15 protein-coding genes are annotated in these 18,621 nt (G+C 62.1%); 10 read left to right on the top strand and 5 right to left on the bottom strand.

Going from position 1 to position 18,621, the window contains the following annotated elements; genetic code table 11:
* Positions 1–3: 3 nt before the first annotated feature.
* The 3 genes from ACP3TA_RS18340 (at position 4) to ACP3TA_RS18330 (ending at position 4,283) form a co-directional block, all read left to right on the top strand.
* The gene (locus tag ACP3TA_RS18340; RefSeq protein WP_101453000.1) at positions 4–1,341 is read left to right on the top strand and encodes a D-serine ammonia-lyase; all 1,338 of its coding nucleotides are present in this window, start codon (positions 4–6) and stop codon (positions 1,339–1,341) included.
* A gap of 395 nt (positions 1,342–1,736) precedes the next feature.
* Positions 1,737–3,092: an MFS transporter gene (locus tag ACP3TA_RS18335; protein ID WP_426784393.1), complete on the top strand. Its 1,356-nt coding sequence runs from the start codon at positions 1,737–1,739 to the stop codon at positions 3,090–3,092.
* A 12-nt stretch (positions 3,093–3,104) separates the two neighbouring features.
* Complete coding sequence (locus ACP3TA_RS18330; protein WP_426784392.1) at positions 3,105–4,283, top strand: 4-hydroxybenzoate 3-monooxygenase; 1,179 nt, start codon at positions 3,105–3,107, stop codon at positions 4,281–4,283.
* A gap of 64 nt (positions 4,284–4,347) precedes the next feature.
* Here the strand turns inward: ACP3TA_RS18330 and ACP3TA_RS18325 are convergent, their stop codons facing one another.
* The 4 genes from ACP3TA_RS18325 to tet(41) form a co-directional block, all read right to left on the bottom strand.
* Complete coding sequence (locus ACP3TA_RS18325) at positions 4,348–5,784, bottom strand: 6-phospho-beta-glucosidase (protein ID WP_101453003.1); 1,437 nt, start codon at positions 5,782–5,784, stop codon at positions 4,348–4,350.
* 128 nt (positions 5,785–5,912) lie between these two features.
* Complete coding sequence (locus ACP3TA_RS18320) at positions 5,913–6,647, bottom strand: MurR/RpiR family transcriptional regulator (protein WP_033643147.1); 735 nt, start codon at positions 6,645–6,647, stop codon at positions 5,913–5,915.
* Between the two features lie 258 nt (positions 6,648–6,905).
* Positions 6,906–7,862: a sulfonate ABC transporter substrate-binding protein gene (locus ACP3TA_RS18315; RefSeq protein ID WP_169539597.1), complete on the bottom strand. Its 957-nt coding sequence runs from the start codon at positions 7,860–7,862 to the stop codon at positions 6,906–6,908.
* Between the two features lie 198 nt (positions 7,863–8,060).
* Complete coding sequence (gene tet(41) / locus ACP3TA_RS18310) at positions 8,061–9,239, bottom strand: tetracycline efflux MFS transporter Tet(41) (protein ID WP_169539596.1); 1,179 nt, start codon at positions 9,237–9,239, stop codon at positions 8,061–8,063.
* Between the two features lie 64 nt (positions 9,240–9,303).
* Here tet(41) and tetR point away from each other — a divergent pair, with 64 nt between their 5' ends.
* From tetR to ACP3TA_RS18285, 5 genes are all read left to right on the top strand, one after another.
* Positions 9,304–9,945, top strand: coding sequence for a tetracycline resistance transcriptional repressor TetR (gene tetR / locus ACP3TA_RS18305; RefSeq protein ID WP_033643144.1), 642 nt, complete (start codon positions 9,304–9,306; stop codon positions 9,943–9,945).
* 175 nt (positions 9,946–10,120) lie between these two features.
* Complete coding sequence (locus ACP3TA_RS18300; RefSeq protein ID WP_033643143.1) at positions 10,121–10,594, top strand: (2Fe-2S)-binding protein; 474 nt, start codon at positions 10,121–10,123, stop codon at positions 10,592–10,594.
* On the top strand, positions 10,591–12,849 hold the full coding sequence (locus ACP3TA_RS18295; RefSeq protein ID WP_169539595.1) for a xanthine dehydrogenase family protein molybdopterin-binding subunit: 2,259 nt from the start codon (positions 10,591–10,593) through the stop codon (positions 12,847–12,849). Before ACP3TA_RS18300 ends, ACP3TA_RS18295 begins: the two co-directional genes overlap by 4 nt.
* A gap of 28 nt (positions 12,850–12,877) precedes the next feature.
* Complete coding sequence (locus ACP3TA_RS18290; RefSeq protein WP_169539594.1) at positions 12,878–14,176, top strand: c-type cytochrome; 1,299 nt, start codon at positions 12,878–12,880, stop codon at positions 14,174–14,176.
* A gap of 69 nt (positions 14,177–14,245) precedes the next feature.
* Positions 14,246–14,851: a nitroreductase family protein gene (locus ACP3TA_RS18285; protein WP_033650353.1), complete on the top strand. Its 606-nt coding sequence runs from the start codon at positions 14,246–14,248 to the stop codon at positions 14,849–14,851.
* Between the two features lie 209 nt (positions 14,852–15,060).
* Here the strand turns inward: ACP3TA_RS18285 and ACP3TA_RS18280 are convergent, their stop codons facing one another.
* A complete protein-coding gene (locus tag ACP3TA_RS18280) occupies positions 15,061–15,873 on the bottom strand; it encodes a DMT family transporter (RefSeq protein ID WP_426784391.1) in 813 nt (270 codons plus the stop codon).
* A gap of 129 nt (positions 15,874–16,002) precedes the next feature.
* Between ACP3TA_RS18280 and ACP3TA_RS18275 the strand changes: the two genes are divergently transcribed.
* On the top strand, positions 16,003–16,572 hold the full coding sequence (locus ACP3TA_RS18275; protein ID WP_033643138.1) for a helix-turn-helix domain-containing protein: 570 nt from the start codon (positions 16,003–16,005) through the stop codon (positions 16,570–16,572).
* A 122-nt stretch (positions 16,573–16,694) separates the two neighbouring features.
* On the top strand, positions 16,695–18,620 hold the full coding sequence (locus tag ACP3TA_RS18270; protein WP_033650356.1) for a DUF3857 domain-containing protein: 1,926 nt from the start codon (positions 16,695–16,697) through the stop codon (positions 18,618–18,620).
* Position 18,621 lies beyond the last annotated feature (1 nt).

Raw genomic sequence — 18,621 nt, 5'->3', positions numbered from 1 at the left:
CTTATGCAGAAATCACAGATCCTATCGTGGGTCGCCCAGCATCCGCTGTTGCAACGCATGGTTGCGCTAGAGCCGATCACCTGGTTCAATCCGCGCGCGACAACGCTGGCCGCAGGGTTGCCCCACGTCGGGTTGACCGCCGCCGACGTCGCTGACGCGGAGCAGCGCCTGGCGCGTTTCGCGCCTTATCTTGCCGCGGCCTTCCCGGAAACCCAACCGACAAAGGGGATCATCGAATCCGAGCTGGTGGCGATCCCGGCCATGCAGCTCGCGTTGGATCGGCGCTATGGGCAGACGTTGGGCGGGCGCCTGCTGTTGAAAAAGGACAGCCATCTGCCGATTTCCGGCTCAATCAAGGCGCGCGGCGGCATCTATGAGGTGCTGACGCATGCGGAGAAACTGGCGCTGGAGGCGGGGCTGCTGCAAATCGGCGACGACTACGCCCGGCTGTTTTCCGACGAGTTCCGTCAATTCTTCAGCCAGTACCGCATCGCCGTCGGATCGACCGGCAATCTGGGATTATCCATCGGCATCATCAGCGCCCGGTTGGGGTTTGACGTCAGCGTGCACATGTCGGCGGACGCGCGGGCGTGGAAAAAACAGAAGCTGCGCGACAATGGCGTGACGGTGGTGGAATACGCCGACGATTACGGCGTGGCGGTCGAACAAGGGCGCAAACAGGCGGCGGACGATCCGAGTTGCTTCTTTATCGATGATGAAAACTCGCAAACCCTGTTCCTCGGCTACGCGGTGGCTGGCGGCCGCCTGAAGCGGCAGTTTGCCGAACAGGGTATCGTGGTGGACGCGCAGCATCCGCTGTTCGTTTATCTGCCGTGCGGCGTCGGCGGCGGGCCGGGCGGAGTCGCCTTTGGCCTCAAGCTGGCGTTCGGCGATCATGTTCACTGCATTTTCGCCGAACCGACCCATTCTCCTTGCATGCTGCTCGGCGTCTACAGCGGGTTGCATGACGGCATTGCGGTGCAAGATCTCGGCATCGACAACCGCACGGCGGCGGACGGACTGGCGGTGGGGCGCGCCTCCGGTTTTGTCGGCCGGGCGATGGAGCGCCTGCTGAGCGCGTTTTACACCCTGAGCGACGAAGAGATGTTCGCGTTGCTCGGGTTGTTGGACAGGCACGAGCATATCCAGCTGGAACCCTCCGCCCTGGCCGGCATGCCCGGGCCGTGGCGCGTTGCCGCTCATGCGCGGCAGCTCAGCGAGCAGGGCGTGAGCGCCGAGCACCTGGCCCAGGCGACGCATCTGGTATGGGCGACCGGCGGCGGCATGGTGCCGACGGCGGAAATGGCGAAATACCTCGCGGCCGCGCAAACGGCGCCGTGAGCCAATAGCGCCGAGGCTTGCGCTCGCTTCCTGTTTTTAGGCGGCGAGCGCGGTTTGACAAGCGCCGGTTTCCTCCGGCCCAGGGGCAACGTCAGACCGGGCGCTCATGATGTTTTTAAAATGTTAACAAAATCACAACTCCCCACGCCGCAGTCACGGCTTAAATCTCCATATCCAATTAATAGTAAATAAAATTATTTTATTTACCGCTTTCTGATGTTCGTTTATCGCACGCTTATTTTTTTAACAATATTGAAGCATTCGCCGTGGGGTGGTTTGATTTGATTGTCGATTAACGAACTATATTCCGATAATCGCACAAATTAACCCTCTCGCCGGCTCGCAGCCGGCTGTTCCGTGCGGCGAGGTTTGCCGCACTCTCTGAGGAGCAAGCCATGCCGCATGATAACAACGTAGAAATTCGAGGGTTTATCGATAACCAGCCATTTTCTCGCTACCAGTGGTTGATACTGGCTTTGTGTTTTTTGGCGGTCGCGCTGGACGGTTTCGATACCGCCATTATCGGCTTCATCGCCACGTCGCTGGTGCAGGAGTGGGGAATAGACAAAACCGCGCTGGGGCCGGTAATGAGCGCCGCGCTGGTCGGTCTGGCGGTAGGCGCGTTGGCCGCCGGCCCGTTGGCGGATCGCATCGGCCGCAAGAAAGTGCTGGTGATTTCGCTGCTGCTGTTCGGCGGCTTCAGCCTGCTGACCGCCTTCGCCGGCTCGCTTTCGGCGCTGACGCTGCTGCGTTTTTTGACCGGGCTGGGACTGGGGGCGGCCATGCCGAACGCCGCCACGCTGATGTCGGAATATGCCCCTCAGCGCTGCCGAGCCCTGATGGTGAATCTGATGTTTTGCGGTTTCCCTCTCGGTTCGTCGCTGGGCGGTTTTTCTTCCGCCTGGCTGATCCCGCATTTCGGCTGGCAGAGCGTGCTGGTGCTGGGCGGCGTTATGCCGTTGCTGCTGGCGCTGGTCCTGATCGCCGCCTTGCCTGAATCCGTGCGCTTCATGGTCGCGCGTGGCTATGCCGCAGAGCGCATCGCCAAGGTGCTGAAGCGCATTGCGCCGATCCGAATGACGCCGCCGCCGCACTTCATGTTGCAGGAAGAGGGGCTGGTAAAGGCAGCGTCGCCGCTGGGCATGATCTTTTCGCGTCGCTATCTGCTGGGCACGTTGATGCTGTGTCTGACTTACTTCATGGGATTGATGATCTTCTATCTGCTGACCAGTTGGCTGCCGCTGCTGATCCGTGAAACCGGCGCCTCCGTTACGCAGGCGTCGCTGATCACCGCGCTGTTTCCGCTCGGCGGGGGGCTCGGCGTATTGATTATCGGTTGGTTGATGGATCGCATGAACCCGCACAAGGTGGTGGCCGTCGGCTATTTGCTGACCGGTTTGTTCGTCGGCATCATCGGCTATGTCTATACCTCTCCGCTGCTGATGGCGCTCTCGGTGTTCATCGCCGGCACCTGCATGAACGGCGCCCAGTCATCCATGCCGGCCCTGGCGGCCGGGTTCTATCCCACCCAGAGCCGGGCGACCGGCGTGGCCTGGATGCTCGGTCTCGGGCGTTTTGGCGGCATTCTGGGGGCGATGAGCGGTGGCGTACTGATGCAGATGCAGCTGTCGTTCAGCACCATTTTCACGCTGTTGGCCATCCCGGCGCTGATCGCGGCGCTGGCGCTGTTCGCCAAACACCTTTCCGGCGGCTACCCGGCGCTGCCGGCGCCGCTCAACAAAATGCTATGAGGGAGTCATGCTATGCGCACACAGGTTGTGATCATCGGCGCCGGTCCGGCCGGCTTGATGTTGTCCCATCTGCTGCACCTGCAAGGTGTGGAATCGGTGGTGTTGGAAACGCGCAGCCGGGAGGCGGTGGAATCGACCATTCGCGCCGGGGTGCTCGAACAGGGGACCGTCGATCTGCTCGAGCAGACCGGATTGGGGGAGCGGATGCGGCGGGAAGGGGCGCGGCATCAGGGGATCCGCTTGGCGTTCGGCGGCCGGCAGCACCGCATCGATCTGGCCGGATTGACCGAGCGCGCCGTCACCGTTTATGCCCAGCATGAAGTCTTGAAAGACCTGATCGCCGCGCGTCTGGCGGCGCAGGGGCATCTGTTTTTCGAGGTGGAGCAGGTTGAATTGAAGGCGCTGGACAGTGCGCAGCCCGAGGTTCACTACCGTCATGGCGACCAGCCGCGCCGGCTGCGCTGCGACTTTGTCATCGGATGCGACGGATTCCACTGCATCAGCCGCGCGGCGATGCCCGGCGGGCTGCGGCAGGATTACACCCGCACCTATCCGTTCGGCTGGTTCGGCATTCTGGTCGAAGCGCCGCCGTCCAGCGAAGAGCTGATCTACGCCTGCCATCCGCGCGGTTTTGCGTTGATCAGCACCCGTTCGCCCGGCGTGCAGCGCATGTATTTTCAGTGCGATCCTGCGGAACAGGTCGATCAATGGTCGGACGATCGTATCTGGCGCGAGTTGGAGCAGCGGCTGGAAAACCATGAAGGCTGGACGCTGAAAAAGGGCCGCATATTTCAGAAAAACGTGGTGGGCATGCGCAGCTTCGTTACCGAACCGATGCGCTACCGGCGCCTGCTGTTGGCGGGCGACGCGGCGCATATCGTGCCGCCGACCGGCGCCAAAGGGTTGAATCTGGCCATGGCCGATGTTTGCCTGTTGTCCCAGGCGCTGGAGACGTTTTACCGGCGAGGCGACTGGCAACGGCTGGACGATTACAGCGACACCGCCTTGCAGCGGGTCTGGCGCGCCGAGCATTTTTCCTGGTGGATGACCCACATGCTGCACACCCGGCGGGAAGACACGCCTTTCGAACACCGGCTGCAACTCTCAGAGCTGCAGTACACGGTGAAATCGCGCAGCGCCATGACGATGCTGGCGGAAAATTATGTCGGGGCGCCATTCCCGGCGATATAAGCGAAAACGCCCATGCCGTTCGGCATGGGCGAGAAGGGGCGTCACCGCCCCTGAGCTGCGGCGGTTACAGCTGTTCGCCGTTGCTGGCGATCACCCGACGATACCAGTCGAAGCTTTTCTTGCGCGACCGTTCCAGCGTGCCGGTGCCGTCGTCGTGTTTATCGACGTAGATGAAGCCGTAGCGCTTGCTGTACTCGCCGGTAGTGAACGACACGCAGTCGATGCAGCCCCACGGCGTATAGCCGATCAGGTCTACGCCGTCTTCAATCACCGCTTTTTTCATCTCTTCGATATGGGCGCGCAGATAGTCGATGCGATAGTCATCGTTGATCTGGCCATCCGCTTCCACCTTGTCGAAGGCGCCGAAGCCGTTTTCCACGATAAACAGCGGCTTCTGGTAACGTTCATACAGCACGTTCAGCGAATAGCGCAGCCCGACCGGATCGATCTGCCAGCCCCAGTCGGAGGCTTTGACGTGCGGGTTCGGCACGTTGCCCGGGAAGCCGAACATGCCGTCGCTGCCGTCCACCGCGTTGGCCTGCAGCGCATTGCTCATGTAATAGCTGAAGCCGATGTAATCGGTGCAGCCCTCACGCAGGATCTGCGCGTCCTGCGGCTGCATCTCGATCTTCAGCCCTTTGCGTTCCCAGTCACGCAGCAGGTAGCTGGGGTAGTAGCCGCGCATTTGCACGTCGGTATACAGATAGCGCTGGTGCATCGCTTCCACGGCGTACATCACGTCGTCCGGCTTGCAGGAATAAGGATAGAACGGCACGCAGGCCAGCATGCAGCCGATCTTGAATTCCGGGTTGATCTGATGGCCGAGTTTGACCACCTGCGCGCTGGCGACGAACTGGTGGTGCAACACCTGGTACAGCGTCTGCTCGGGGTTGTCTTCCTGGGTGTAGTCCACGCCGGAACAGCAGTAGCCGAACAGCGGGTAGCGGTAGTTGCTCTGGTTGTTGATTTCGTTGAAGGTCATCCAGTACTTCACTTTTTCGCGATAGCGGCGCATCACCACTTCGCTAAAGCGCACGAAGAACTCCACCACCCGGCGATTTTTCCAGCCGCCGTAGGCTTTCACCAAATGGTAAGGCATTTCGAAGTGGGACAGGGTGATCACCGGCTGGATGCCGTATTTCAGCAATTCGTCGAACAGATCGTCGTAAAACTGCAGGCCGGCTTCGTTCGGCGTTGCTTCGTCGCCGTTCGGGAAAATGCGCGTCCAGGCGATCGAGGTACGAAAACACTTGAAGCCCATCTCGGCGAACAGCGCCACGTCCTGCTTGTAGCGGCCGTAGAAGTCCACCGCTTCGTGGTTGGGATAGCGATAGCCGTCGAGCACGCCGTCGGTCATCACGCGATCCACGCCGTGCGAACCGCCGGACAGCACGTCGGCGATGCTTGGCCCTTTGCCGCCCTGATCCCAACCGCCTTCAACCTGGTGCGCGGCGACCGCGCCTCCCCACAGAAAATCTTTCGGCAACTGTTTCATCGTCAATGTCTCATCTTATTTAATGAAGGGTAATAACGTTCGCGTTGCCAATAGAGTAACAAGACCGAAAGAAATGTCACGATATAACAAATCGCCGTAAAACGTGATTTGTCACAATAAAAAAACAGCCTGTTTTATTTTATCGCGTTCATTCTTCCCAGGCGCTTGCCGATGGTTTCAATAATATAAAGCACGGGGATTTGCGTAGTAATATTATGATGATCGCCGATCAAGTGTTGCGGGACGTGATAAGACAGATTGAAGTCCGCCAGCCGCGCCAGCGAAGAGGTTTCGTTGTTGGTGATGCTGATGATTTTACAGTGGTGCAGGCTGAACTGGCTGGCCAGCCGCAGGATCTCTTCGGTTTCGCCGGAAACCGACAACATGATCGCCACCGCGCTTTTATACATATCGCTGTTGACGGGATAATAAGGGTCGTCGATATGGGTGCTGAATTTTCCGACGTTGGAAAAGAAACGTGCGCCATATTTCCCCAGGGCGCCGGAGGTGCTGATGCCGACGAAAATAATTCGCTCGGCGGCGGCGATATGCCGCACCGCTTCATCGAGCAGCTGATTAAATTCATCGTTGCTGACGCTTTTAAAAAAACTGAGAATTTCGCCGATGCCGGAATCGACCGGCGGCGCATCGGTTTGCTCCAGGTACAGTTTGAAACGGATGCGAAATTCCGAATAGCCGTCACACCCCATTTTTTTGCAAAATCGCAGCACGGTGGTGGTGGACACGCCGGCGGCCTCGGCCAGTTCGCGGATGGTCATGTACATCACTTGATTCTTGTGTTTGCTGACGTAGTTATAAACCATCAGCTCCAGGGCGTTGAGCGCGGCGATTGCTTTGTGGGTAAACATGAGTCGATCCGGCGGCTGAAAACGGGAAGCGTATCTGCGGGTTAACATAGCAAAATTCCCCGCCGCTGGCACTGCCGAACAAAAAAGAAAAGCCGCACCAGTCAGGGGCGGCCCAGGGTTCACGACGAACAAATAAAGCAAAACGTTCCGGAAGACATGCCATGAAAACGCGTTTCATCACACAGGGTTAGCATAGGTCAGCTTACTCCGGCGGCAAAATGCCGGTTTCTGCTTTCTAAAGCCAAAGCGCGGCAAAGGCTACGGCGCCTCGGGCTTATCTTCGGACCAGCGGGCGGCGTTGACGTCCACCTTACCCGGCAGCAGTCCGATGGCGGTGAATTTATCCGCCAACTGCTGCTGCTGTCTGAACACCTCCGGCGACATGCGCTGGCTGCCGAACGGCATGCGGGCGATGGCTTTGGCCCAAATCGCCTGATCCAGGCCGGTGCTCTGAGCGAGGATCGCCGCCGCTTCCTGCGGATGGCCGTTGGCCCAGTCGCTCAGCGCGCCGAGCTGTTGAATCACCTGCTTGGCGCTGTCCGGGTAGGTTTCGGCAAAGCGGCGGCTGGCGAGATAGAAGGTGTAGTGCGGCACCAGGCCTTCCGCGTCTTTCAGCCGGCGGGCGTTGGCATGGGTTTCCACCTCGGCGTAGTAGGGATCCCAAATCACCCAGGCGTCGACGCTGCCGCGCTGGAAGGCGGCGCGGGCATCGCTCGGCGGCAGATAGACCGGCGTGATGTCCTTGTAGCTCAAGCCGGCCTGTTCCAGCGCGCTCACCAGCAGGTAATTGACGTCCGACCCTTTGTTCAACGCCACGCGTTTGCCTTTCAGATCGGCCACGGAGCGGATCGCCGAATCCTGCGGCACCACGATGGCTTCGGTTTTCGGGCTGGGCGGCGAATGCGCCAAATAAACCAGATCGGCCTTGGCGGCTTGCGCGAAGGCCGGCGGGGCGTCACCGGTCGCCGCCAGATCGATGCTGCCGACGTTCAACCCTTCCAACATCTGCGGGCCGGCGGGGAATTCTATCCAGCGAACCTTGACGCCCTGCGGCTCCAGGGTTTTCTCCAGCGTGCCGCGGTATTTCAGCAGCGCAAAAATGTTGGCTTTCTGGTAACCGATGGTGATTTGTTGCGGTTTCTCCTGCGCGTCGGCCGGCAGGCTAAACAGGCCGAGCAGCAGGGCGGCGATCAGCGGCGTTGTGAGTTTTCTCATCCTGATTTTCCGATAGGCGAAGTGAACGGTAGCGATGACGCGCTGGGCGTAACGCCATGAAACGGCATTTAAATTTTCCTGCGGCGGGATAAGGGCGATGATAATGAGCGGCGCAGTGGCGTGTAAAGCGCCCGCTTATGCTGAATAATGCCTTGCTTAGCCAGAAATCAGCTTAAGCGGGAGAGGGTGAGCTCGACGTTATGCCGCGTCACGCTCGCGCGAACGCGCCAGCAACAGTGGAACCAACAGATAGAGGGCGGCGGCCAACGCCCAGACCAGGCCCGGCCAGACATCGCGCGTGGCAGCGTACAGCGCCGTCGCCACCAGTGGCCCCGCGACGCCGATCAGGCTGCCCATGCTGGCCAGCGTCCCTTGCAGCTCGCCCTGATGATCGTCGTCCACCTTTTGCGCCATTAACGCCTGCAGCGCGGGCAGCGCCATACCGCCCGCCGCGAAGAACGGCAGCAAGGCGAAAGGTGCCCAGCCGCGCGTGGCGATCGACAGCAGCGCCAGGCCCATTGCGTCGGCGGCCAGGCCGATCAGCAGCGCCTTGCGTTCGCCGAGCCGCGCGACCAGCGGGCCGATGGCGAAGGCCTGCGACAGCGCATGGCAGGCGCCGTAACCGGCCAGCGACAGGCCCGCCACCATCATGCTCCAGCCGAAACGATCCTGACCGTATAAAATCCACAATGTGGCCGGCGCCTGCGAAACCAGCGCCATGATCAGGTAAATGCCGACCAGCGGCAGCAGGCCAGGCTTGCCGTGCAGCCGTCGCAATGACGAAAAGGGATTGAGGCGGATTTTCTCGGCGGCGCGGGCGCGCGGTTTACGCGATTCCGGCAGCAGGAAAAACGCCATCGCCAGGTTGACGGCGTTCATCGCCGCCGCCGCCAGGAAGGGCGCATGCAGATGCCACTCGCCCAGCGAACCGCCGAGCAGCGGGCCGACGATAAAACCGACGCCGAATACCGCGCCCACCAGGCCGAAACGCCGCGCGCGTTGACCGGCCGGCGTAATGTCGGTGACGTAAGCGCTGGCGACCGCCATGTTGGCGCCGGTGATGCCCGCCAGCAACCGGCCCAGATAGAGCCAGGCCAGCGTCGGCGCGAACGCCATCAGCAGATAGTCGGCCGCCGCGCCGGCGAGCGAGATGAGCAGCACCGGCCGCCGGCCGAAACGATCGCTCAGCGCGCCGAGGATCGGCGAGAACAGAAATTGCATTAACGCATAGGCCGCCAGCAGGGCGCCGTAGTGCAGGCTGCCGGCGTCAAGACCGCCCAGCGAACGTAACAACGCCGGCAGAATCGGCATGATCAGACCGATGCCCACCGCATCCAGCAACACCGTCAACAAAATAACCAGCATGGGTTTTTTCAAAATTGTGACTCTAACAGTGATAGAGTATTGAGTATTCCACAGTTACCCTATCAGTGATAGAGAGATGAGCGAAAAAAATACTGCGACACGTTTAACGCGAGAAACCGTCCTGCGCGGGGCGCTGGCGTTGCTGAACGACATCGGCATCGATGCCCTGAGCACCCGCCGCCTGGCGCAACATTTGGGCGTGCAATCTCCCACGCTCTATTGGCATTTCAAGAACAAGGCCGAGCTGCTGAAGGCGATGGCGGAAACCATCATGCTGGATCACCGTGAAGAGGTGCCCGCCGACATGCCCTGGCAGGATTGGGTTGTCACCAATGCCGGCAACTTCCGTCGGGCGCTGCTGGCTTACCGCGACGGCGCGCGTCTGCATGCCGGCACCCGGCCGCAGGAGCCGCAATTCGCCGTCATTGAGGCCAAGGTGGCGCTGCTGTGCCGGGCGGGGTTGACGCCGGAGCGCGCGGTAAACCTGCTGTTCGCCGTCGGGCGTTTCGTGGTGGGCTGGGTGCTGGAGGAACAGCAAATGCAGCCTGACGATCCGCTCAATGACGCCGACCGCCGCCGTTATCCGCTGCTGTGCCAAGGCTGGGAAACATTGCAGGAGAAGGGCGCGGATGCGTTGTTCGAAGCCGGGGTGCGGCTGTTGGTCGACGGCGCCGAGGCCGGACTGGCGATCGACAATAATCACGGGCGGCAATCATAAAAGCGCGCTTATCTATCGGAAATTTATAGAAAATACCCACTTTTCGTTAAAGCCATGGCGGCTACATTCCCTTAACATCGTCAAGTCTTTTGATGATAATTATTAGCACGCTGCGCAATTATTCACCGCAGTGATGTTACGGATTAAATCCGTTTGTTTAAGGGATAGTTTCACCATGGAAATCAACGTTAATGGCCGGGTGGTTCCGCTCGGCAATCTCGCGCCCGACACGCCGCTGCTGTACGTTTTACGCAACGATCTGCACTTGAATGGCCCCAAATATGGCTGCGGCCTGGGGGAGTGCGGCGCCTGCACGGTGCTGATCGACGGCGTCGCCGCGCGTTCTTGCTCAATGCCGCTGGCCGCCGTAGGAAGCAAGTCCGTCACCACGCTGGAAGGCCTGGGCACGCCGGAGGCGCTGCATCCGGTTCAGCAGGGGTTTATCGATGAGCAGGCGGCGCAGTGCGGTTACTGCGCCAACGGTATGATCATGACGCTGGTTGCGTTGTTCGAACGCGAGCCGGATGCAGATGAACAAACCATCAAGAAAGAGCTGGCCTACAACCTGTGCCGCTGCGGCACCCACCTTGAGATCTTGCGCGCCGCCGAGCGCGCCCGCGATCTGCTGGCTGCGCGGAGGCAAGCATGAGCCACCTCGAACTAACCCGCCGACAGTTGCTGCAAGCCGGCGGTGTGGTGATGGTCAGCAGTCTGCTGCCCGCGCCGTTTAACGCCTTCGCCGCCGAGACGGTTGCATCGCCTGCCGATCTGCCGCTGGATCGGGTGGACAGCTTTATCAGCCTCACCGCCGACGGCCGGGTGACGGCCTTCAATGGCCATGTCGATCTCGGCACCGGCATTCGCACCGCGCTGGCGCAGATCGTCGCCGACGAAATTTGCGTGCCGTTCGAGCACGTCACGATGATCCTCGGCGATACGCAACGCACGCCGGATCAGGGGCCGACCATCGCCAGCGCCACCATACAGGTCACGTCGGTGCCGCTGCGGCAGGCGGCGGCGCAGGTGCGACATATGCTGACGGCGCTGGCGGCCAAAGCCTTCGAACTGCCGGCCGACCAGCTGACGGCGGCGGCGGGACAGGTGTTTGTGACCAAGCACCCGGGGCGTTCCTTGAGCTATGCGCAGCTGGCGAGCGGGCAAAATCTGCATGTGACGCTGGATAAAAACGTGCCGCTGAACGGTGAACAGCAGGGCCGCTATGTCGGCCGCGCCGTCGCCCGGGTCGATATTCCGGCCAAGGTCAGCGGGGGGCTGACCTACGTGCACGACCTGCGCTTGCCCGGCATGCTGCATGGCCGGGTGGTGCGTCCGCCTTACGCAGGCGCCGACAGCAGCGCGCCGCTGGGCGGTGGCCTGTTGTCGGTGGATGAAAGTTCGATCGCGCACCTGCCGGGCATCGTGAAACTGGTGGTGATCAATGATTTCATCGGCATTGTGGCCGAGCGCGAAGAGCAGGCGATCGCCGCCATGCGCCGGCTGAAAACCGAATGGAAACCCTGGGCCGGCCTGCCGGACCTGTCGCCGGAGGCGCTGCCCGCCGCGCTGGAAGCCAACCCGAAAACCGACCGCGTGCTGCGCGATGATGCGGGCACGGACGAGGCGTTGGCATTGCTGCATACCGAAGTGCAGGCGGACTATGTCTGGCCTTACCATCAGCACGCCTCAATCGGCCCCTCCTGCGCGGTAGCGGAGGTCAAAGACGGGCGGGCGCAGGTGTGGTCCGGCACGCAAAACCCGCACGATCTGCGCAAAGATATCGCCAGGCTGCTCGAGCTGCCGTCTGAGCAGGTGCACATCACCCGCATGGAAGCCTCCGGCTGCTATGGCCGCAACTGCGCCGACGACGTCTCGGCGGACGCGGCGCTGTTGGCGCGGGCCACCGGCCGCCCGGTGCGGGTGCAGCTGATGCGTGAACAGGAATCCGGCTGGGAGCCGAAGGGCACCGGCCAACTGATCCGGGTGCGCGGCGGCCTCGACGCGCAAAATCGGGTGGCGGCTTACGAGTTGAAAACCAGCTATCCCTCCAACAATGCGGTGACCTTGCCGCTGGTGTTGACCGGCAAGGTGGCCAACCGGGCCGACGTGCAACAGATGGGCGATCGCACCGCCATTCCGCAATACGCGTATCCGCACATGCGGGTGATCTGTCAGGACGCCGCGCCGATCGTGCGGGCGTCGTGGATGCGCGGCGTTTCGGCGCTGCCCAACGTGTTCGCCCATGAATCCTGGATCGACGAGCTGGCCTGGCGCGCCGGCGAGGATCCGATCGCGTTTCGCCTGCGTTACCTGAACGATCCGCGCGCGGTGGCCTTGATTGAGGCCCTGAAGCGCCAGGCTAACTGGCAAGACGGCCCGGCGCACCGCTCGCGCGCCGCCGGGGCCGAAGTGGTGAGTGGCCGCGGCTTCGCCTATGCGCGCTATTTCCACAGCAAATTCCCCGGCTTCGGCGCCGCCTGGGCGGCCTGGGTGTGCGATCTCAGCGTCAATCGCCTTTCCGGGCAGATCACGCTCAATAAAGTCTTCGTGGCGCATGATTGCGGCCGGATGATCAATCCGGCCGGGGTGCGCCATCAGGTGCACGGCAACATTATCCAATCCGCCAGCCGGGTGCTGAAAGAGTTTGTGACCTTCAACGCGTCGGGCGTGACGTCATTGGACTGGGGCGGCTATCCGATCCTGCGCTTTGACGAATTGCCGCAGATCGATATCCAACTGATCGACCGCCCGGACGAAGCGCCGATGGGCGCAGGAGAGTCCGCCTCGGTGCCGAGTGCGGCGGCGATCGGCAACGCGCTGTTTGACGCCCTCGGCGTGCGCCTGCGCGAGGTGCCGTTCACACCGGCGCGGGTGCTCGCCGCGCTGCGCGCTCAGGCCGGCCATTAACCCCCCGTTACGAACAAGGACAGCAAAGATGAGTAAGATGAAAAAAATCGTCGGGTGGGGCGGCGTCACGGTGATCGCCGTTGTGGTCGCCGGCGTGGTCGCCAGTTGGCAGCCGGAGATTGCGCCGCTCGCCGCCGATGCGACCCACCGTTTCAGCGAGGCGCAGATCGCGCGTGGCAAAACGTTGGCCGATCTCGGCGACTGCGCCGTGTGCCACACCCGTGCGGGCGGCGAGCGCAACACCGGCGGGTTGGCGATGGAGATCCCCTTCGGCACCATTTACACCACCAACATCACGCCGGACGTGGAAACCGGCATCGGCAGCTGGAGCTACGCGGCGTTCGAACGCGCCATGCGCCACGGCGTCGATCGCCAGGGCCGCTATCTCTATCCGGCGTTTCCCTATACCGCCTTTACCCGCACCCGCGACGACGATCTGCAGGCGCTGTATGCCTATCTGATGTCGCAGCCGCCGGTCAAGTACCGGCCGCCGGCCACCGATCTGCACTTTCCGTTCAACATTCGCCAGGGCATCTTTGCCTGGAACCTGCTGTTCCTGACGCCGGGCGCGATGCCGGAACAGGCGACCCAAAGCGCCGACTGGAACCGCGGCGCGTACCTGGTCGAAGGGCTGGGGCACTGCAGCGCCTGCCACTCGCCGCGCAACGTGTTGTTCGGCGAGAAAACCGGCGGCGAGCACCTGGCCGGCGGCGTGGCGGAGGGATGGACGGCGCCGGCGTTGACCGGCCGCTCGCCCGCGCCGCTCGCGTGGACGCAGCAGGATCTGGTCGATTTCATGCGCACCGGCTACTCGGCCAACCACGGCGTCGCCGCCGGCCCGATGGCGCCGGTGATCGAAGAAGGGCTATCGCGCTTGCCGCAGGCCGATCTGCAGGCGATCGCCGTCTATCTGCGCAGCTATCATCCTGAAACGGCGGCGGGCGCTACGGCGACAACGTTAAACGCTCAGGCGGAGCGCCAGGTGGAGCCTCTGAGTTCGGCAGGGGCGCGGCTGTTTTCCGGCGCCTGCATGGCTTGCCATGCGCAGGAAAAAGGCGCGCAGATGGCGGGGGTGCGGCCGTCTCTGGCGCTGAACTCCAACCTGTTCGCCGACGCGCCGGACAACGCCATTCGCGTGGTGCTGGACGGCATACAGCGGCCGGCGAACGCCGAGCTGGGCTATATGCCGGGCTTTCGCCATAACCTGAATGACGCGCAGATCGCCATCCTGCTCAACTACCTGCGGCAGCATTACGCCGGTCAGGCGCCGTGGCCGGAATTGGCGGCGCAGGTCAGCCGTTTGCGCGCCGAAACCGCGCAGAAATAGCCGCCTGGGGCTGGACAGCCGCGCCGCGTTGACGACAATAGACCTTTTCACATGGACAGAGGCAGTAAAATGAATACGTTAGACGCGATCCGCCAACGCCGCGCCACCAAGCAGTTCGATACGCAGCACGTGATGACGCTCGAAGAGAAAAAAGCGCTGTTGAACATTGCGCTGCAGGGCGCTCCCAGCGCGTTTAACCTGCAGCACTGGCGCCCGCTGCTGATCGAAGATCGCTCGCAGCGCGAGAAAATTCGCGAGGCGGCGTGGGGGCAGGCGCAGGTGACCGACGCGTCGATGCTGGTCGTGCTGTGCGGCGATCTGTCGAGTTGGGAATCGAAGGTAAAAACCGTTTGGGCCGACGCGGCGGAGCCGGTGCAGCAGTTCATGATCCCGGCCGTCGATCAGTATTATCGCGGTAAACCGCAGGTGCAGCGCGACGAAGTGATGCGCAGCAGCGGCATCTTCGCCCAGACGTTGATGCTGGCGGCCAAGGCGCAGGGCTACGACTCTTGCCCGATGGACGGTTTTGATTTCGACGCGGTGGGCGAGATTATCAATAAGCCGGCGCATTATCAGATCGCGCTGATGGTCGCTATCGGCAAGGCGGCGGGGCAACCTTACCCGCGCATCGGCAAGCTGCCGTTCGACGAGGTGGTGAAAACCGATCGCTTCTGAGCTGAACGGTGAATGACAAAAGGGAAGGCTTGCGCCTTCCCTTATTTTTTTATGACGCACAGTTCGTTCCAGTAACTGAAACGGATGCGCCGTTGCAGGCGGTGATGCCACATAGAACACTCCTTCTACCCTACACGGTTTAAATAAATAACACCGCGCCGGACACAAGGCGAATGCCTTATTGTGCATAGCTTGCTCGTCGGGCGGGATTAGCCGATTTTACCGGCCCGGTGCGCGGCGGGCGCCCATCGCCAGCCGAAGTTCATGCCCGCGGCCGCGCCGAGAATGGCCAGCGTGCCCAGCAGCTGCAACAGGCTGAGACGGTGCCCGAACGCCGCCCAGTCCACCACGATCGCCACTGCCGGGTAGATAAACGACAGCGCGCCAACCAGAGCGGTGGGGATTTTCTGGATAGCGCCATAGAGCAACGTGGACATCACCCCGGTATGCACCAGGCCGAGGGTCGCCAGCAGCAGCCAGTCGAGCGGTTCTGCGGGAAGGTGGGCCAGACCGGCGAACGGCGCCATCGCCACCGCGCCAACGGTCAGTTGAATCAACACGATGAGCTGCGGCGGCAACGCGGCCAGCTGTTTGACGATCGCTGCCGCCAGGGCGTACATCAGGGCCGCACCGAGCGCCAGCGCCACGCCCAGCCGATTAGCCGTCAGTTTTTCGCCGAACAGCAGCGCTCCCAGCGCCACCAACATAAACGGTTGAACATGGTAGGTCACGGTGGCGACAGCGATCGAGGCATGCGCATAGGCGGCAAACAATAGCGTCCAGTTGAGCACCAGCGCGAGGCCCCCCAGGACGGCGAAAGCCAGCTGCCGCCGGTTGATGGCGCCTGATTTCAGTTGCCCAAGCGCGGCGCAGGTGGCCAGCATCGCCAGCGCGCCGAACGCGCAGCGCCAAAACACCACCGTGGCGGGCGGCTGCCCTAACACGATCACCGGCCAACCGACGGTGCCGGAGATCGTCATGGCGAGGATCATTTGCACTGCGCCGCGCGTTTTCGTTTTCATGTCGTTTCCCTCGCGGCCTGACCGTGCTTGTGGTGAAGTCGCTTAATCATTAAAATGAACAATCGAACATTATGATGAACATGGTTGACAGTGTTCGTCAAGTCGAACAAATGAATGGTATAACGAACAATGAGCGAGAGCCTAATGCAGAACATCACGCCGATCGGCCTCTTGTCGGCGGCAATCCGCCGTGAGCGGGAGCGATTGAACCTGTCCGTCACCGAACTGGCGAAGCGCGCGGGTATCGCCAAGTCCACGTTGTCGCAGCTCGAAGCCGGCAGCGGTAATCCCAGTCTGGAAACGCTGTGGGCGTTGGCGATGGCGCTGGATGTGCCGGTCAGCCGACTGATTTCGCAACCCAGCAGGCAGGTGCAAGTGATCCGCGCTCATGAGGGGACCGCGGCGGTGTCAGAGCAGGGCAACTACGCCGCCACGTTGCTGGCCACTTGTCCACCGGGCGCGCAGCGCGACATTTACCGGCTGCGGGTGCAGCCCGGCGAAGTCAAACTTTCCCGGCCGCATCCGCCGGGCACCGTCGAGCATGTGATCATCAGCAGTGGACGGGCGCGCCTTGGCCCGGCGGATCAGCCGCAGGTGCTGAGCGCCGGCGATTACATCAGTTACTCCGCCGATCGCGAGCACGTTTTCGAGGCCCTGGAGCCGGAGACCACCGCTGTGATGCTGATCGAGCAGGGCTAGCACGGCGTTGACGGTTCGTTTATTGAAAATGATTCTCAATTATATTAGTGTGCCCGCCTGTTTTGACGCCGGGGCAGGCGCGTAGCCCGGCGTCGCCGTTTGTTGCCCTTCAAGGACCGAAGATGAAAATCGCTATTCCTTCCATACTGTTACTCGCCGGTTTGACGGCGACGCACCCGGCCACCGTGTTGGCCGCTGCACCGCCCGCCGCGGCGGATCAGGGCCAGAACGACACGGCCAACAACGATTTCAGCTTCGTGCGCTATCGCGCGGATTACCGCGTTAACGCCAACGCCACCAACGTGAAGACGGAAAGCTACGAAGTGCTGCTGAAAACCAAGGCGGCGGTCGAAAAATTCAGCCAGATCCGCCTGAGCTACAGCGAGAAAATGGAAACGCTGGAGGTGGTCGCCGCCTATACGCTGACCGCCGACGGCCAGCGCCACGATGTGGCGCCCGATCGCATCTATACCCAGGAGAGCTATTCCAGCGCTACGGCGCCGCTGTATGCCGATCGCAAGGTGCGCGTCATCGTGTTCTCCAACCTGGCGCCGGGCTCGCGCGTGGTGTACGAACTGCGCCGCACGCAGAACACCCCGTATTTCCCTGACTATTTCGGCCTGTGGGAGACCTTCAGCGTTTTCGATCAGTTCGACGACGCCGAAGTGACCCTGCAGGCGCCGGCCAAGCTGCCGATGCATATCTTCACGCGCGGCGTCGAGGGCGGGGACCAACCGCAAATCCGCAACGGCCAGGCGCACTGGCGCTGGCATTATTCGCGCAGCGCGCCGATGAAGGCGCAAAACTGGGCGGCGGACAGCTGGACCTTCAGCCCGACCATCATGGCCAGCACCTACCGCGAGTGGCCGCAGTTGGCCAAGGCCTACCAGCTGAAGGCCGGCGCGGCGGCGAAGGTGACGCCGGGCATTCAGGCGCTGGCGGACAATATCACCGCCGGTATCAGCGATCGGCGCGAGCAGGCGGAGGCCCTCTATCGCTGGGTGGCGCAAAACATTCGCTACGTGGCGGTGTACCTGGGCAACGGTGGGCTGGAGCCGAATTCGGCGCAGAGCATTCTCGATAACCATTACGGCGACTGTAAGGATCACGTGGTGATCCTGGAGGCGCTGCTCGCCGCCAAAGGCATTGAAAGCTCGCCGGTGCTGATCGGCATGGATGAAGGCCCGATACTGCCTAAAGTGCCGCTGCTTGGCCGCTTCAATCACGCCATCACCTACGTGCCGGAATTCAAACTGTACCTCGATTCCACCAATCCCTGGGCGCGTTTCGGGCAACTGCCGGAGGGCGATTTGGGCGCGCCGGTGCTGCTGACGCGCGACGCCAGGCTGGCGCGCACGCCGGGCAGCGATGAGCAGCCGGTCAAGAGCGCGCTGAACGTCGATTTCGTGTTCGACAAGGCGGGCAATCTGCGCGGACAGACCGAGCGCCGGCTGAGCGAAGTGGAAGAAATTGACCTGCGGGGCTACTTCTCGCAGATCAACCGTCAGAATCGGGCGCAGGCCGAAGCGACGATCATGTCCGCTTCCGGCATCGACGGCAACGGCGAAGTGGCGATGAACAGCGATCCGCTGGATCTCAAAAAGCAGTTCGGCTATCGCTTCCGCTTCAAGGCGGACGACTACGTCGATTTCGGCGTGGTGGGCGGCATGACGTTGCCCAACCCGCCCGGCGGCAAATCGTTCCGCACGCTGTATACCACCACGGCGGCGCCGGGCAACGAAACGCCGTTCTACTGCACCGCGCAGCGCTATGACGAAACCTACCGTCTGCAGCTGCCGGCCAACGTGCCGATCATCGCCATTCCGAAAGATCGGCAATTCCGCAATGCGGCGGGCGACTATCGCGTCGAGTGGCGGCGCGACGGGCAGCAGGTGACCGTCAATCACCGCCTGCAGGTGAACGCCATTCGCGGCAAGGAAGCGCTGTGCCAGGCGCAGGATTACCCGGCATTCCGCGAGCTGTTCCAGCAGGTGCGGCGCGGTTTCCGCGGCCAGGTGGTGTACGGTGAATTGGCCAACGGCAAATAGG

The sequence above is a fragment of the Serratia sp. 2C06 genome (assembly GCF_050037615.1).
GTDB lineage: Bacteria > Pseudomonadota > Gammaproteobacteria > Enterobacterales > Enterobacteriaceae > Serratia > Serratia ureilytica.
This window is presented reverse-complemented; position numbering and strand designations above follow the sequence as displayed.

Excerpts from the sequence above, each read along its gene's own strand:
- ACP3TA_RS18340 (WP_101453000.1), top strand. The coding sequence starts at position 4 with ATGCAGAAATCACAGATCCTATCGTGGGTCGCCCAGCATCCGCTGTTG.
- ACP3TA_RS18335 (WP_426784393.1), top strand. The coding sequence starts at position 1,737 with ATGCCGCATGATAACAACGTAGAAATTCGAGGGTTTATCGATAACCAG.
- ACP3TA_RS18330 (WP_426784392.1), top strand. The coding sequence starts at position 3,105 with ATGCGCACACAGGTTGTGATCATCGGCGCCGGTCCGGCCGGCTTGATG.
- ACP3TA_RS18320 (WP_033643147.1), bottom strand. The coding sequence starts at position 6,647 with ATGTTTACCCACAAAGCAATCGCCGCGCTCAACGCCCTGGAGCTGATG.
- ACP3TA_RS18315 (WP_169539597.1), bottom strand. The coding sequence starts at position 7,862 with ATGAGAAAACTCACAACGCCGCTGATCGCCGCCCTGCTGCTCGGCCTG.
- tetR (WP_033643144.1), top strand. The coding sequence starts at position 9,304 with ATGAGCGAAAAAAATACTGCGACACGTTTAACGCGAGAAACCGTCCTG.
- ACP3TA_RS18300 (WP_033643143.1), top strand. The coding sequence starts at position 10,121 with ATGGAAATCAACGTTAATGGCCGGGTGGTTCCGCTCGGCAATCTCGCG.
- ACP3TA_RS18295 (WP_169539595.1), top strand. The coding sequence starts at position 10,591 with ATGAGCCACCTCGAACTAACCCGCCGACAGTTGCTGCAAGCCGGCGGT.
- ACP3TA_RS18290 (WP_169539594.1), top strand. The coding sequence starts at position 12,878 with ATGAGTAAGATGAAAAAAATCGTCGGGTGGGGCGGCGTCACGGTGATC.
- ACP3TA_RS18285 (WP_033650353.1), top strand. The coding sequence starts at position 14,246 with ATGAATACGTTAGACGCGATCCGCCAACGCCGCGCCACCAAGCAGTTC.
- ACP3TA_RS18280 (WP_426784391.1), bottom strand. The coding sequence starts at position 15,873 with ATGAAAACGAAAACGCGCGGCGCAGTGCAAATGATCCTCGCCATGACG.
- ACP3TA_RS18275 (WP_033643138.1), top strand. The coding sequence starts at position 16,003 with ATGAGCGAGAGCCTAATGCAGAACATCACGCCGATCGGCCTCTTGTCG.
- ACP3TA_RS18270 (WP_033650356.1), top strand. The coding sequence starts at position 16,695 with ATGAAAATCGCTATTCCTTCCATACTGTTACTCGCCGGTTTGACGGCG.